At 70.4% G+C, this 15191-nt stretch carries 13 protein-coding genes; all 13 read right to left on the bottom strand.

The features are described from left to right. Positions 1-57: 57 nt before the first annotated feature. Positions 58-981 carry an AEC family transporter gene (locus tag H0X95_RS00385; protein WP_006491300.1) on the bottom strand — a complete coding sequence of 308 codons (924 nt, stop codon included), beginning with the start codon at positions 979-981 and terminating at the stop codon, positions 58-60. Beyond that, on the bottom strand, positions 933-2090 hold the full coding sequence (locus H0X95_RS00380) for an NAD(P)/FAD-dependent oxidoreductase (RefSeq protein WP_059721485.1): 1158 nt from the start codon (positions 2088-2090) through the stop codon (positions 933-935). Before H0X95_RS00380 ends, H0X95_RS00385 begins: the two co-directional genes overlap by 49 nt. Further along, positions 2080-2430, bottom strand: coding sequence for a cupin domain-containing protein (locus H0X95_RS00375; RefSeq protein ID WP_006489684.1), 351 nt, complete (start codon positions 2428-2430; stop codon positions 2080-2082). The genes H0X95_RS00380 and H0X95_RS00375 overlap by 11 nt, the downstream gene beginning before the upstream one ends. Continuing rightward, positions 2417-3598 carry a CaiB/BaiF CoA transferase family protein gene (locus H0X95_RS00370; protein ID WP_006497874.1) on the bottom strand — a complete coding sequence of 394 codons (1182 nt, stop codon included), beginning with the start codon at positions 3596-3598 and terminating at the stop codon, positions 2417-2419. The genes H0X95_RS00375 and H0X95_RS00370 overlap by 14 nt, the downstream gene beginning before the upstream one ends. Further along, complete coding sequence (locus tag H0X95_RS00365) at positions 3595-5190, bottom strand: methionine--tRNA ligase (RefSeq protein ID WP_006497873.1); 1596 nt, start codon at positions 5188-5190, stop codon at positions 3595-3597. Before H0X95_RS00365 ends, H0X95_RS00370 begins: the two co-directional genes overlap by 4 nt. Before the next feature lie 13 nt (positions 5191-5203). Continuing rightward, the gene (locus H0X95_RS00360) at positions 5204-6469 is read right to left on the bottom strand and encodes an ATP-grasp domain-containing protein (RefSeq protein ID WP_006497872.1); all 1266 of its coding nucleotides are present in this window, start codon (positions 6467-6469) and stop codon (positions 5204-5206) included. A gap of 15 nt (positions 6470-6484) precedes the next feature. Further along, complete coding sequence (locus tag H0X95_RS00355) at positions 6485-7840, bottom strand: lysine N(6)-hydroxylase/L-ornithine N(5)-oxygenase family protein (RefSeq protein WP_006493536.1); 1356 nt, start codon at positions 7838-7840, stop codon at positions 6485-6487. Further along, complete coding sequence (locus H0X95_RS00350; RefSeq protein WP_059721486.1) at positions 7837-8982, bottom strand: NAD(P)/FAD-dependent oxidoreductase; 1146 nt, start codon at positions 8980-8982, stop codon at positions 7837-7839. The genes H0X95_RS00355 and H0X95_RS00350 overlap by 4 nt, the downstream gene beginning before the upstream one ends. Next, positions 8979-10379, bottom strand: coding sequence for a KamA family radical SAM protein (locus H0X95_RS00345; RefSeq protein ID WP_080403524.1), 1401 nt, complete (start codon positions 10377-10379; stop codon positions 8979-8981). The genes H0X95_RS00350 and H0X95_RS00345 overlap by 4 nt, the downstream gene beginning before the upstream one ends. Positions 10380-10553: 174 nt before the next feature. Next, on the bottom strand, positions 10554-11882 hold the full coding sequence (locus tag H0X95_RS00340) for an MFS transporter (RefSeq protein ID WP_006497869.1): 1329 nt from the start codon (positions 11880-11882) through the stop codon (positions 10554-10556). Between the two features lie 59 nt (positions 11883-11941). After that, complete coding sequence (locus H0X95_RS00335) at positions 11942-12829, bottom strand: isocitrate lyase/PEP mutase family protein (RefSeq protein ID WP_034203813.1); 888 nt, start codon at positions 12827-12829, stop codon at positions 11942-11944. A gap of 8 nt (positions 12830-12837) precedes the next feature. Continuing rightward, positions 12838-13728 carry an amidohydrolase family protein gene (locus tag H0X95_RS00330; protein ID WP_034203812.1) on the bottom strand — a complete coding sequence of 297 codons (891 nt, stop codon included), beginning with the start codon at positions 13726-13728 and terminating at the stop codon, positions 12838-12840. A 72-nt stretch (positions 13729-13800) separates the two neighbouring features. After that, positions 13801-15063 (bottom strand): MFS transporter, encoded by a 1263-nt coding sequence (locus H0X95_RS00325; RefSeq protein WP_370539312.1) that lies wholly within the window; start codon positions 15061-15063, stop codon positions 13801-13803. Positions 15064-15191: the final 128 nt, after the last annotated feature.

The following is a 15191-nucleotide window of genomic DNA, read 5'->3' as shown; positions in this document are numbered from 1 at the left end:
TTTTTTCGATTGAGGGTGAACGGCGCGGCCCCGCCGGCCGCGAGGCGGCGCATCAGCCTACATCGTGCGCGCGACGAGGAATATCGGGACGAACGACAGCACCGTCGACAGCGCGACGACGAACGCCATCAGCCGATGGTTGCCGCCGTACTGCGTGGACAGCACGTACGAGTTGCTCGCGCACGGCAGCACCGAATAGAGCAGGATCAGGTTCCCGGACAACGGCGTCACGGCGAATGCCTTGGTCGCGGTCAGCGCGAGCAGCGGAAAGCCGACCAGCCGGATCGCGGTGGTCACGAGCCCCGCGCGCACCAGTGCCGCCTCCTTGCGCGGCAGCGGCAGCCGCAGCGCGGCGCCCACGCAGATCAGGCTCAACGGCAGCGCGGCGCCGCCGAGCACGTCGACGGTCTGGTCCACGGCGGCGGGCAGACGCCAGCCGGTCAGGTTCAGCACGATCCCGAACGCGCTCGCGACGATCAGCGGATTCGCCGCCACCTTGCCGACGATCCGCACGAGCCCGCGGCCGCCGGCCTGGCCATGTTCGAACGACAACAGCACGAGCGTATTCGAGATCGCGACCATGTACGCGACGACGACCGCCGCGATCCCGTAATCCGCGCGGCTCAGCAGCCCCGACGCGACCGACAGGAAGATGTAGCTGTTGAAGCGGATCGAGCCCTGGACGATCGACGTGAACGATGCGTGCGGCACCGCGCACCATCGGCAGCCGAGCACGACAGCGGCCAGCACCGCGAGCGTGAGCCCCGTCAGCAGCACGATCGTCGACTTCGACGACGCGTCGAGCGGGCCGGCCAGACCGATCGAATGCACGAGGAAGGCGGGAAACAGCACGTAGTGGGTGAGCTTTTCGGCGGACGGCCAGAACGCCGCATCGACCAGCGCGAGGCGGCGCACGGCGATGCCGATGCAGATCAGGGCGAAGGCGGGTGCGACGGCGACCCAGGCGAGTTCGGTATGCATGGTTGGACGGATTCGGTGAGGGAAGCAGCGGATTTGTCTGCCCGGTGGCAAAGCGGTGGCTCGGGTGCGGTCGTCGCGGCATCGGGTTCGAACGGCAACCCGACGGCGGCGAGCGCCTCGTACGCGAGGGCCGGCGCGAAGCGCACGCCGGAGCCCGACGCGCCGGCCACCGCGCAGCCGTCGCGACCGATCGGCGCGACCCGCGGATTGCGGTCGGCCGTGTACCCGTCGACCGCCGTACGCGCGGCGAGATGGGCATCGCGCAAGCCGGGGAAATGACGATCGAGCAACGCGTGCGCGAGCGCGCGCTCGTCGGCGCTCGGCGCGACGCGTGCGCCGGCGGCGCAGCCCCACGCGTGCGACGTGATGCTCAGCAGCCAGCCGCGCCGCGCATGCACCGGGGCGAGAAAGGCCTGCGCGTCGGGCAGGTAGACGACCGGCGCATCCGCCGGGGGCGGCAAGCCGCGGCCGTCGACATCGAACGCGACGATCTTCTTCGTGACGATGTCGGTTCCCGCGTCGACGCCGGCTTCGCCGTCGATGGCCGGCCACGGGCCGCTGGCACGGATGAGCCGGTCGGCGCGCAGCGTCACGCCGGGGGCGACGACGGTCCAGCCGCCGGCATCGCGCGTCACGTGCGTGACCGGCGCATCGAAGCGCTCGACGGTGCGCGCGCCCGTCAGGTAGTGCGCGACCAGCCGCGGCACGTCGACCAGCCACGCGCGGCCGCCGCGCCACAGGCGCGTGCCGGCCGGCAGCGCAACGAGTGGTGTGGCGCCGGGGTCCGGCGGATCGTCGGCCACCGGCGGCGCGAGCAACGGACCACCCGCATCGGGTGCGTCCGCAACGAAGGTGAACGGCGCGGCGCGCACGCAGCATCCGGCCCGTGCCCACGCACCGTAGTACGCGTGCGCGACCAGCGATCGCGCGCGCCGCGCGCCGCTGCCGCAGAACGGCGTGACGACGCCGGCCGACAGCGCCGTGGCCGTCTGCACGGCCGGCCGCGCATCGAACACGGCGATGCGCAGCGCGCCCGCATGCCGAGCCGCGACGTGCGCGATCGTCGCCCCCGTCACGCCTGCGCCGATGATCGCGAGATCAAACCGCATCGGCCTGCCACCAGACGGTGCTGATCACGAGCGGCGTCGCGCCGTCGTTCTGCACCTGGTGCGAGCGGTGCGATTCGAAATACAGCACGTCGCCGGCCCGCACGCGCACGGGTTCGCCGTCGTAGGTCAGCCGGCCGCTGCCCTGCGCGATCATCCAGCATTCGCGGACCGCGTGAACGTCCAGCCGCGACGTGCAGTTCGGCTCGACCGTAAACAGGCCGCCGCGAAACGGAATCTCGCCGTCGCCGAGCCCGGCGAAATCGGCCTGGCGCAACACGACGCCCGGCACATGGGACTCCGGCGGCAGCGCGCCGACGTGCGGAAACTTACGCGCGTTCATCGTGCACCTCCTCGCCGACGAGGCCCAGTTCCGCGAGAATCGCGTCGCGGTCGCGATCGAGCGCCGGCGCGGCCCGGCGCGTGGCCGGGTCGGGGCAGCCCGAAATCTTGATCGGCGTCCCGACCAGCCGGTATGGACCGACGTCGGGATCGTCGACGTCGATCAGCATGTTGCGCGCGGCCGTCTGCGGATGGACGACGGCCTGGTCGACCCGGTTGATCGGGCCGGCCGGCAGGCCCGCGCGCGCGAACCGCTCGCACCAGGCCGCGACGCCGTGCGCCGCCAGCAGCCCGTTGAGCGTGCGTTCGAGTTCGGCCTCGTGATCCTTGCGCGCCTCGCCGCCCGCGAAGCGCGGATCGGCCGCGAGCGCCGGCACGCCGAGCGCGTCGCACAGCAGCCGGAACAGCTTGTCGTTGCCGGCCGCGATGATGAGCGGGCCGTCCGCCGCGCGGTAGACGCCGAACGGCGGCGCGATCGCCGGCCGATAGCTGCCGACCGGCCCCGTGACCTCGCCGGTCGCGAAGTAACGGCCGATGAAATATTCCATCAGCGCGAGCTGGCAGTCGAACATGCCGATGTCGACCTTCGAGCCCTGCCCGGTGCGCCCGCGCCGCACGAGCGCCATCAGCAGCCCGGTCGTCAGGAACAGGCCGGCCGCCAGATCGCCGATCGACGGCCCGACCCGCACGGGCATGCGCCCGGGCTCGCCCGTCACGCTCATGATCCCGCCGAGCCCCTGGACGATCATGTCGTATGCACGGTGATCGCGAAATGGCCCGGTATGGCCGAACCCCGACGCGCTGCCGTAGATCAGGCGCGGAAAACGCGCGTGCAGCGTGTCCCAGTCGTAGCCGATGCGCGCCATCGTACCGGGCCGGAAATTCTCGGTGACGACGTCGGCCTTCTCGAGCAGCGCGTCGAGCACGCGACGATCGGACGGATCCTTCAGGTCGAGCGCGATGCTCTCCTTGCCGCGGTTGAGCGACGCGAAATACGCGGACTTGCCGCCGTACCACGGGCCGTACGCGCGTGCATCATCGCCGGTCGACGGCCGTTCGACCTTGATCACGCGCGCACCGTGATCGGCCAGCAGCATCGTGCAGAACGGGCCGGCCAGCACGCGCGTCAGGTCGACGATCAGCAATCCTTCGAGTGCGCCTTCCATCATGCGACCTCCCGCATGCCGGGCGGCAGGACCGCCGCCAGATCTCCCGGCGTAACCGGGTCGAAGTTCGCCAGCGGCGTGACGACCGGCGACGACAACCGTGCGAAGTCGCCCGCGTTCGGCTCGCCGCGCAAGCCGAGCGCCCGCCACGCGGTCTGCGCGAGCGCCGGCATCAACGGCCACGCGAGCAGCGCGAAACCCTTGGTCCAGCCGTACAGGTCGCCGGCCGCGCGCGCGCCGTCGAAGCGCGCGCTCCAGCGCTCGACGATGCCGGCCATCGCCGTCGGGTCGAACGTCGCGAAATCCATCGCGCGCTGCGCGTCGCGCCACGCCGCCTCCGCTGCCCGCACCGTCTCGTCGGTCGGCACGCGCGCGGCGAGCGGCCCGCCGATTGCCTCGGCCACATGCCGGCGTACCGTCGCGTACGGCCCGTTCACGAACCGGCAGAACGCATCGCGATCGAAGTCCGTGCGTCCGGCAACCGGATTGGTCGACGCGACGAAGCCGCGCACCGCATCGGCCGGCACGCGCGTGCGCGCCGCGAGATCCTCGACCCAGATCGCCCAACGCAGGCTCGTCGAGAACTTGCGCCCTTCCAGCGTGTAGAAATGATTGATCACGAAACGATCGAACGGCTTCGACACGCCGTCGGCCATCGCCATCGCCTGGATGCCGACCAGATGCGACACGCAGTTGTCGATCCCGAAGCCGTTGACGGTGATCACGTCCGAATCGCGATCGAACGGGTTGGCGCGCAGCCCGTGCCTGCGCGCGTAGAGATCGCCGACGAAGCGGATCGCGCCGAACAGCAGCCCGTGCCCGAACAGCGTGCGCGGCTCGCCGTCCAGCACATACGGCAACCCCCAGCCGGCATGGCTCGTCAGGCGGAAACGCGCGCCGTCGCGCGCCAGATGGCGGCGCGCGATATCGACGAACACCGGCGCGGTCTCGGTGCCCACCAGTTGCGCGACCAGCGCGGCCGGGTCCGCGATGTCGAAGAACAGGTTGTCCTGCTCGCGCATCGCGAGCGTCTCGCCCCAGCGTGCCGACGGTTCGCGCACGTCTTCCGGCTGGAAATGCGCGCCGCAGTCCTCGCAGAAGAATCCCGACACGTCGCGCGCGCACTGCGGGCAATGGCCCAGCAGAAAACTGCCGGTCACGTAACCGTCGCGCGCGGCCGAATACGGCATGCGTTCGCGCACCGTCGACACGCGCCGCTGCGCGGCCAGCCGTGCGACGAGCCCGTCGTGCGCGGCGAGGTACGCGTCGTGATGCGCATCGCCGAGCGGATCGACGAACAGATCGACGTCGATGTTCATCGCGGCGAGATCGTCGACGATGCCCGCGCAGCTCTGCCGCGCGAGCGCCGCCGCGTCGATGCCGGCCTGCCCGGCGCGCAGCGGGATGTAGGAATCGTACGGGTCGCTCGCGCATGCGATGCGTGCGACCTCGCCGCGGCTGCGCAGATGGCGCGCAAGCATGTCGAGCCGCAGGTACGGGCCCGCGATATGACCGAGGTGCAGGCGCCCGTTCGGCGCCGGCATCGCGGGGACGAGCAGGTAGTGGCGCGGGTCGCGGATCGTGTCGATCGGCATGATGGCCTCCGGGTCAGTCCAGCGTGACGGTCACGTCGGCCGCGAGCTCGCGCAGCAGCGCCACGATGTCGCGATCGAGCTCGCACTGCGCGATCAGGTACGCGATCTCGTACGCCTTGAACACGTCCTTCGGCAACGCCATCTGCGCGCCCTTGCCGGCGACGATCTGCAGAAAGCGCAGTTCCGGCCGCCGCCACAGCCGCTCGAAGCCCTCGACGCGGGCGATGCGCCCGAGCCCCGGCGGCATCACGATGCGCTGGCCCGCGCGCGTCGACGCGGTGCCGAGCCGGTCGTCGAGCGGGCCGTCGATCGCGCCGCGCGCGAGATCGAGCACGGTGCGGTACGGCGAGAAGCCCGCGACGCTGTACGGGATCAGGTGCGAGTTGATGAACTCGCCGCCGAGCCGCCCGCCGATCTCGAGAATCTTCGGGCCGTCGCGCGTCACCATCACGTCGGCGTGGAAGCCGCACCAGTCGATGCCGGTCGCCGCGACACCCGCACGCACCATGTCGCGGATCGCCGCCTGCGTGTCGGCCGGCAGCAGCGACGGCGTCACGTTCTCGTACTGGATCGGGATCGACCGGTCGAAGGTCTTGTCGATGATCGCGTTGATCGCGACGCGGCCTTGCGCGACGACGCCGGACACCGAATGCTCGCTGCCCGTCAGCTGTTCCTCGAGCAGCGCGTGATCGCCGTACAGGCTGAACATCTCGCCCTTCTCCGGCGAGTTGTACGCACGAAACGCACGATAGACCTCGACGGGATCGGCGAGCGCATCGACCGGAAAGATGCCGCGGCTGCCCGAGTTGCCGGCCGGCTTGAGCAGCGCGGGCGCGCCGATCCGCTTCAGCGCGGCGGTGAATTCGGCTTCGCTGCTGACCACCGCATAGCGCGGGTTCGCATTCGGCACCGCGTCGAGCACGCGGCGGGTCGCGGCCTTGTCGCGCACGTTGAGCGCGGCATCCGGCGCCGTGCCGCGCAAGCCGAGCCGATGCGACAGCCGGCTCGCGAGCACGACTTCGAGATCCTTCCACGCGACGACGCCGGACAACTCGACGCGATGTTCGCGCAGGTAGTCGAGAATCGTCCGTTCGGCCGCGTCGTAATCGCCGAGGCGCGTCGGAATGATGCCCGCGCAGCCGAACGAGCGGAATGCGTCGGGCGTCGGCGTCGCCACGTAGAGGTCGAGCCCGAGACTGCGCGCCGCGTCGATTTCGGCGATCCGCTCGCCCGGAAGCGCGCGTGTGTCGAGATACAGCATGGCCGGTGCATGGGTCATGGCGGTGTGCTCCTGTCAGTTCACGAGTTGTTGGGTGGCGGCCTGCGGCGCTTCGCCGTGCGGCCAGTCGACGAATCCCGGCGGCGTGCCGACTTCGTAGATGGACGCGCCCGCGATCGCGTTGGCGATCCGGCCGCTGCGCCACGCGGCAAGGCTCAGGTTCGGGTCGGCGATGCCGCGCGTCGTGCGCGCGGCGTTCTGGAAGAAAATTCGCGCGGCGCTCGGCCGGTTCCAGCGCACCGCGTAGTCGTCGTCGAGTTCCGGTGCGCCGTCGCGCGTGTGCATCTCGAAGCGCAGCGATTCGAGCGCGCCGGGCATCTGGAATTCGCTGCCCGTCGCGAGCAGCACGACGTCCGCATGCAGCGGCGCATGCACGCCGGTGCCGTCGTCGACGCTCAGCACGAAACCGCCGTCCGCGCGGTGCAGGTTCGCCATGCTGCGGCCCGGCATCAGCGCGCAATGGCCGGGACGCCCCTCGATGTGCGTGATCTCGTAGAGCCGCTGGTAGATTGCCGTCAGCAGCGGCAACGTGACGCCGTCGCTCGCGAGGCGCTGCGTCTCCAGCGCGTCGCGCTTGCGCTGCGGCGACAGCCGCGAGAAATGTTCGTTGTATTGCGGCACGAACCATTCGTTGACGAACGGCGAGTCGTCCATCGGCAGGAAGTTCTCGCGCCGCGTCAGCCAGGCGATGTGCGCGGGCGCGGCGTCGCCCGTCAGGCCGAGCAGATGCAGCGCGAGCTCGGCGCCGCTCTGGCCGCCGCCGACGATCGCGACGCGCCGGCCGGCGAGCGCCGGCCGCACGGTGCAGAACTGCGACGAATGCAGCACGTCGGCGCCCAGGTGCGGCCGCGCGCAGGCAGGCACGGTCGGGCGCAGGCCGACGCCGACCACGAGGTTCGCGGTGCGCACGACGCCGTGCGAGGTCGTGACGCGCAGCGCGCGCCCGTCACGCACGACGCTTTCGACTTCGCAGTCGAACCGCAGGTTGTCGAGCGACGCGCACACCCACCGCATGTACTGCTCGAACTCGCGGCGGCGCACGGTCGGAAAGCGCGCGTTCGCGAACGAATACAGTCGTTCGGTGCGTTGCAGGAACGCAATGAACGAGTAGCGGCTGCACGGATCGGCCAGCGTCACGAGATCCTTCAGGAAGCTGGTCGTCAGCGACGAATCCGCGAGCATCAACCCGGGATGCCAGCGGAACTCGGGCCGGCGCTCGACGAACAGCGAACGCAGGCCGTTCAGCGGCGCCAGCAGCGCCGCCAGGCTCAGGTTGAACGGACCGACGCCGATGCCGAGCACGTCGACTTCTTCGCCGGCGAATGCCCGCGGCTTCGCGCCGTCGAGCGTCTGGATTTCGAAAGGGTTCATCGCGCCTCCCCGGCACCGGTGATCGAATCGTGAAAGGCAACGTCGTCGGCGTGGCCGAGCACGCGCGCGGCCAGCGCCGCGCCGCCGTGAACGGCCGTGGCGATCCCGCTGCCGCAATAGCCGCCGCACCAGCCCAGCCGCCCGGCCATGCCGACGTGCGGCACGCCGGACGCGGTGAAGCCGAGCGGCGCGGACCATACGTGCTCGACGTGCGCGTGTTCGAGCGCCGGGAAATACGCGGCCAGCCGCGCGCGCAACGCGGCCTCGACGCCCGCGGGCGGCACATCGGCCGACAGGCCGAGCCGGCTGCCGAACAGCAGCCGCCCGCGCTCGTCCAGCCGGAAATAGTCCTTGTCGGCGGACAGCGTGCCGTACACGCGCGGCTGCCGCGAAATGCGGCGCTGCGTCGCGTCGTCGAGGATGCGGGTCGCCAGCAGGTGCGTGCCGTAGCGTTCGAGCGGCGGGCGCACGTCGGCCGGCAGCAGCGACCATGCGTCCTCCGCGCACACCAGCACGGCGCCGGCGTCGACCGTCGCGTCACCGAGATCGAGCACGGCCGCACCGGGCGCGGGCCGCACGGCATGCACGCGCGCGCCGCGCCGGATCCGCACGCCGAGCGTCGCGGCCCGCACCCGCATCGCATCGCGTAGCGCGCGCGGCCGGATCAGCGCGAAGCGCAGGTTCAGCAACCCGGCGATCGCGTGCGCCGCGCCGGTTTCCTGCGTGACCGCCCGCGCGTCGAGCCACGCGACGCACGCCTCCTGCTGCGCCGCATGGCACGCGAACCGGTGCGCCAGTTGCGCCGCCGACGCGTCGTCGCACGCGAGCGTGATGTGGCCGGGATGCGCCCAGCCGCAGGCGAGGTTGCGGCTGTCGACGAAGCGCTTCAGGTAGGCGATGGCCTGCGCCGCCGCGCGCTCGGCGGCCTGCGCGTGCGCGGCCGAAACCGGGCCGCGCGGCAGTGCCGGCGCGACGCTCGCGACCGAGCCGAAGTTGAATGCGCTCGGCACGTCGCCCGGCGGATCAGCGTCGCAAACGTCGACCGTCGCGCCCTGCTCCGCCAGGTGGATCGCGGCGGACAGCCCCGTGTAGCCGCCGCCGACGATCGCGACGTCGGCGGTTCGTGTGCCGGGCGTCCTCATGCGTGCTCCAGCTGGCGTTGACGCGCGTCGACGAATGCGCGGTACGGCGCGTCGAAGAAGAACGCGGGCTCGCCATCCGGCGGTTCGAGCTGGTCGAGCCAGCAGGCCGTCGCCGAATACTTCGCGAGAAACGGCCGGCGCAGCCAGCGCGGATCGCGCGCCTGCAGGAAATTCAACAGGAAGTAGCGCTGTCCCTGCAGCTCGAGCGTGCCCGCGACCTCGATCTTGCCGGGGCCTGCGCTCATCGACGGGCCGCGCGCGCTGCGCGCGAGCCCCGACACCGACGCGATCGCGGTGTTGTAGATATCGAGCGCCCGCGCGAGCGGCAGCTCGAAATAGCCGCGCGGCCCGGTATCGCGCTCGACGAACATGTAGTACGGCACGATGCCGAGCCGCACCTGCCCGACCCAGTTGCGCCGCCAGACTTCCGCGTCGTCGTTGATGTGGCGCAGCACCGGCCCCTGCGAACGGATCACGACGCCGATGCGGCGCAGGTTCGTCACGGCCTGCTCGGCGACCTCCGTCGACAGTTCGCGCCAGTGGTTCAGGTGCGCCATGACCGTCACGTTGCGCCCCGCATCGATCAGCGTGCGCAGCAGCGCGAGCAGCTCGGGCGTATCCGGATCGCTGACGAAACGGTACGGCCAGTAGGTCAGCGCCTTCGTGCCGATCCGGATGTTGCCGACGTGCTCGAGCCCGGGCGCCAGCAGCGGCATCAGGTACTCGCGCAGGCGCGTCGCGCTCATCACCATCGGATCGCCGCCCGTCATCAGCAGGTCGGTCACTTCGCCGCGCGCGCGCAGGTACGCGTGCAGCCGCGCGGCTTCGCTCGACGCGAATTTCAGCGACGCGTCGCCGACGAACTGCGGCCAGCGAAAGCAGAACGTGCAGTACGCATGGCAGGTTTGCCCGTGGCTCGGGAAGTACAGCACCGTCTGCGCGTACTTGTGCTGGATGCCCGGGCACGGCTCGCCGTCGAGCTCCGGCTCGTTGAGCCGCTGGTCCGCCGGATGCGGGTTCATCCGGGCGCGCAGGCGCCCGATCAGCGCGTCCAGGTCGGCACCGCGCGCCGCGTCGCGCGACAGCATGGCCAGCTCGCCGAGATCGTCGGGCGCGAGCATGTCGGGCTGCGGAAACGTCAGCCGGAACAGCGGATCGTCCGGGACGTTGGTCCAGTCGATCAGTTGTTCGACGACATAACGGTTGACCTTGAACGGCAGCACGCGCGCGACCAGCCCGATCTGCTCGCGCATTCGCGGCGGCAACCTCGCGAGCTGCGGGAGGTCGTCCAGCTTCGACCGGTTGTACGCTTTGAACACGGGATGCACCGGGATCGGCGGCCGTGGCAGCGCGCCGTCGTGCGTGGATATCCGTTGGCCCTCGGATAGTTGGATCATTGACTCGACTCCATTCTTTTAGATGTACTAATGTAGGTCGTGTGTCTCGTCTGCTCGCCGCCGGCGGCCAGGCAGCCCGCCGGCGTTCTGCAGATACTAGAAGCAATCGCCGCGGCGAAGCATTACGCCGGTGTTATTTATCCATAAGCGTTTCGCATGCGGCTTCGCACCAATTCAACGCGGTGCGGCGGCGCCCACCGCCGGCCGCGCCGCCGGCGCGCGCGGTGCCGGACGGGTTTCCGGCATCCGCCAGTACACGATCAGCGAAATCGCCGCGCACGCCGCCACGTACCAGAAGAACATCGTCTCGTTGCCGCCCGCCTTCAGCCGCAGCGCGACGAACTCCGTCGTGCCGCCGAGGATCGCCGTCGTCAGCGCATAAGGCAGCCCGACCGCCAGCGCGCGGATTCGCGGCGGAAACAGCTCGGCCTTGACCAGCATGTGCACCGACGTGAAGCCGCTCAGCACGACGAGCCCCGCGAACACCAGCGCGAACGCGGCTAGCGGCTCGTGCACATGCCCGAGCGTCGTGAAGATCGGCACCGACAGCAGCGTGCCGCCGAGCCCGAACCACAGCAGCACCGGCCGGCGCCCGACGCGATCCGATACGAGGCCGAACAGCGGCTGCAGCGGCATGTACAGCAACAGCGCGAGCGTGCAGATCCAGGTCGCCGTTTCCTTGTGCAGGCCGACCGAGTTGACCAGGTACTTCTGCATATAGACGGTGTACGTATAGAACGCGACGGTGCCGCCGATCGTGATGCCGATCGCGAGCAGCAGTTCGCGCCAGTGCGCCGCGAGATCGGCCGTCACGCGCGTCTTCGCCGCGCGCGCCCGGCTTGCGACGAATGCATCGCTCTCGACGACGTTGCGGCGCATGTACAGCGCGAACAGCGCCAGCACGCCGCCGACGAAGAACGGAATCCGCCACGCCCAGCGCTCGATGTCGTGCGTGCCGGCGAAGATCCGCTGCATCGCCAGCATCAGCCCGAGCGCGACGAGCTGGCCCGCGACCACGCTCACCTGCAGGAAGCCGACGTAGAAGCCGCGCCGGTTCGGCGGTGCGATCTCGCTCAGGTAGGTCGCGCTGGTGCCGTACTCGCCGCCCATGCTGAGGCCCTGCAAGAGCCGCGCGGCCACGAGCAGCGCCGGCGCGAGCATGCCGATCGTCGCGTAGCCGGGCGTGACGGCGATCAGCATCGAGCCCGCGCACATCGCGAGCACCGATTTCGTCAGCGCGGCCTTGCGCCCGTGCCGGTCCGCGTACAGGCCGACGAGCCAGCTTCCCGCCGGCCGCGCGACGTAGCCGACCGCCGCGATCGCCGCGGTATTCATCAGTTGCACGGTCGGCCGGTCGGCGGGAAAGAACGACGGCGCGAAATAGATCGAGAAGATGCTGTATGCGAGGAAGTCGTACCACTCGATCAGGTTGCCGGCGAGCCCGCCGACGATCGAGCCGATGCGCGGCGGCGCATCGCCCGCCCCGGTTGGGGAAGTTGTCACGGTTGTCTCCTGTTCGTTCTGTTTCGGGCGGCCGGCAAGCGGCCGCCCGCATGCCGGCCTTACGGCTGCCCGGCCGCGTAGCGTGCGTCGAGCGCGTCGAAGCGCGCCTTGTCGACGAGCCGCTGCCGTTCCGCGAACGGCGCGACGAGCGCGGGGTTTTCGTCGAGCCGGCCCGTGTCGCGCAATTCGGTCAGCGCGGCCTGCATCCCGTGCACCGCACCCTGCAACGCCGCATTCGCGTACAGCACGACGCCGTAACCGAGGCGCGCCAGTTCGTCGCGCGAGCGGGTCGGCGTCTTGCCGCCGATCACGATGTTGATCAGTTGCGGCGTATCGAACAGCGCGGGCAGCCGTTCGACGTCCTCCGGCGTGTCCATCGCCTCGATGAACAGCACGTCGGCGCCCGCTTGCGCATAGCGGTGCGCGCGCTCGATCGCGTCGTCGATGCCGTGCACGGCGGCCGCATCGGTGCGCGCGACGATCAGCAGGTTCGGATCGACGCGCGCGTCGACGGCCGCCTTCAGCTTGCCGATCATTTCCGCGGCCGGAATCACTTCCTTGCCCGCGAAGTGGCCGCATTTCTTCGGCAGCACCTGATCCTCGAGCTGGATCGCATCGGCGCCGCTGCGCTCGAGCGTGCGCACCGTATGCAGCACGTTCAGCGCGTTGCCGAAACCGGTATCGGCATCGACCATCAGCGGCAGATCGACGGCGTCGCGCACGCGCGCGGTGTGCTCGGCCAGTTCGCCGAGCCCGACGAAGCCGAGATCCGGCAAGCCGAGCGACATGTTGGTGACGCCGGCGCCGCTCAGGTACAGCGCGCCGAAGCCCAGATCGGCGGCGATCCGCGCGCTGAGCGCATTGAACGTGCCGGCGACGAGCAGCCCCTGGCGGGCGGCGATGCTGCGCCGGAAAGCGGCGCGACGAAGGGCGGTGGAATCGGTCATGCGAGGCCTCATTGGTCGAAACGAAACAGGGTGCGCGGCGAGTCGCGCAACACGCGCGCGCGTTCGCCGGCATCGGGCAGCCAGCGTTCGAGCGCCGCGCAGGTCGCGCCGAAGTCGACACGTTCGCGATGCTGCGTATGCGGCCAGTCGCTGCCCCACACGAGCCGCTCCGGCGTGAACGCGCCGCGCAGCGCCTGCGCCGCGCCGAGCGCGGTGTCGGTGCCGTCGCCGGTCAGGCTGTTCCGGTACGCGGCCGACAGCTTGACCCACACGCGCCCGGTATCGGCAAGCGACAGCAGATGACGGAAGCCCGGATCGCGCTCGCCGAGCGTCGGCGACGGGCGGCCGAAATGGTCGATCACGAGCGTGCACGATTGCGCGAGCAGGCTCGCGGCGATCGCATGCAGGTCGGCCGCGTCGCGATGAATCTCGACATGCCAGCCGAGCGCGTTGATGCGTGCGAACAGCGCGCGCCACACCCGCGTGCCGAAATCCGGAATCGGCAGGCCGACCAGATTGAGCCGCATGCCCACGACGCCCGCGCGGTCGAGCGCGGCGAGCGCGTCGTCGTCGATCACCGGATCGACGACCGCGACGCCGCGAAAGCGGCTCGGGTAGCGCCGCAGCACGTCGACGAAGAACGTATTGTCGGTGCCGAGAAAGCTCGGCTGCACCAGCACCGCGTGCGTGATGCCGTGTGCGGCGAGATGCGCGACGTACGCGTCGAGCGACGCATCGTAGTCGGGCGCATGGCGCACGACCGGCGCGAGCGGCAGACCGCGCGCAAACACGTGCGCATGGGCGTCGACCGCCGCGACGGCCGTCGATGACGCGTACCACGCGGCCGTATCCGGCGCCGCTGAAACCGGTTCGACCGGCGGATTGACTGCTCGATCCATGACGACTTGCCTGCAAGAGGTGCCCGGCCCGGCAGCGGGCGACAGGGCGACGGAATGAACGAAGGACGAAAACTACAGCGATGCGCCGGCGCGCGCGTCGTCGTCGGCGCCCGGCCCGGCAGCCGCGTCGGGCAGACGGCGCCCGCGCGTTTCCGGCAGGAACCACACCGCGATCACGACGAGCCCGTACGCAATGCCCGCGTCGATGCCGAGCGCCGTGCCGAGCGGCAGCGATTCGCCCATCCGCCCGACCAGCACCGGAAAGCCCGCCGACACGATGCGGCCGAAGTTGTAGCAGAACCCGACGCCGCGGCCGCGCACGTTTTGCGGATACAGCTCGTTGAACAGCGTGCCGAGCGTCGCCGGGATGCCGGCCGAGCACAACCCGAGCGGGAACCCGAGCAGCAGCATCGCGACGTCGTTCAGCGGCAGGAACACGTACAGGTTCACCATCACCGCGCAACACGCGGCGAACAGCATCACGTTGCGACGCCGGCCGATCCGGTCCTGCAAATACGCGCTCAGGAAACAGCCGCAGATGAACGCGACGATCACGACCGCGAGATACGTGCCGGTGCCGAGCACCGACAGGTGCCGCTCGGTCTTCAGGTAGGTCGGCAGCCAGATCGTGATCGCGTGATAGCCGCCGTGCGCGCCGACGCCGATCAGGCCGCCGACCACCGTCGTGCGCAGCACCGACCGGTCGAAGATGCCCACCGTCGGCGCATCGTCCCGGTGCGCGGGCGCAGGCGTCGCGCGCGGCGGCTCGGAAATCGCGCGGCGGATATACAGCACCAGCAGCGCAGGCAGCGCGCCGATCGCGAACAGCACGCGCCACGCCCACTCGGACGGCAGCCACGCGAACACGATCATGTACAGCAGCACCGCCGCGCCCCAGCCGAATCCCCACGCGCTCTGCACGACGCCCATCGCCTTGCCGCGATGGCGCGCGCCGACCGTCTCCGCGAGCAGCACCGCGCCCGCGGTCCATTCGCCGCCGAAGCCGAGCCCTTGCAACGCCTTCAGCACCAGCAACTGCTCGAAGTTCTGCGCGAACGCGCTGAGGAACGTGAAGGCGGAGAACCAGCACACGGTGATCTGCAGCGCCCGCACGCGCCCGTAGCGATCCGCGATCGCGCCGGCCAGCAGGCCGCCGAGCGCGCCCGACACGAGCGTCGCGCCGCCGATCAGGCCGGCCTGCCCCTTGCCGATGCTCCAGGTCGCGAGCAGCGCCGGGATCACGAGGCTGAACATCTGCGTGTCGAGCCCGTCGAGCGCCCAGCCGGCAAAGCAGCCGCGCAACGTGCGCCGTTCGGTCGTCGAGAGTTCGCGCATCCAGGTCAACGGAGGTCTCCTCGTGTCGTCGCCGTGCGTCGCCTGAGCGCGCCGCTATCGGAGGCGCGGCCGGGTTCGACGACGCCCGATGTGCATCCTATGAATCATTTGGATAATTCGCTACTATG

Origin of the sequence: Burkholderia sp. 9779_493 (genome assembly GCF_015712215.1) — a bacterium.
Taxonomy (GTDB): Bacteria; Pseudomonadota; Gammaproteobacteria; order Burkholderiales; family Burkholderiaceae; genus Burkholderia; species Burkholderia cenocepacia.
Note: the sequence above shows the minus strand (reverse complement) of the source record. Positions and strands in the feature narration are given on the sequence as shown.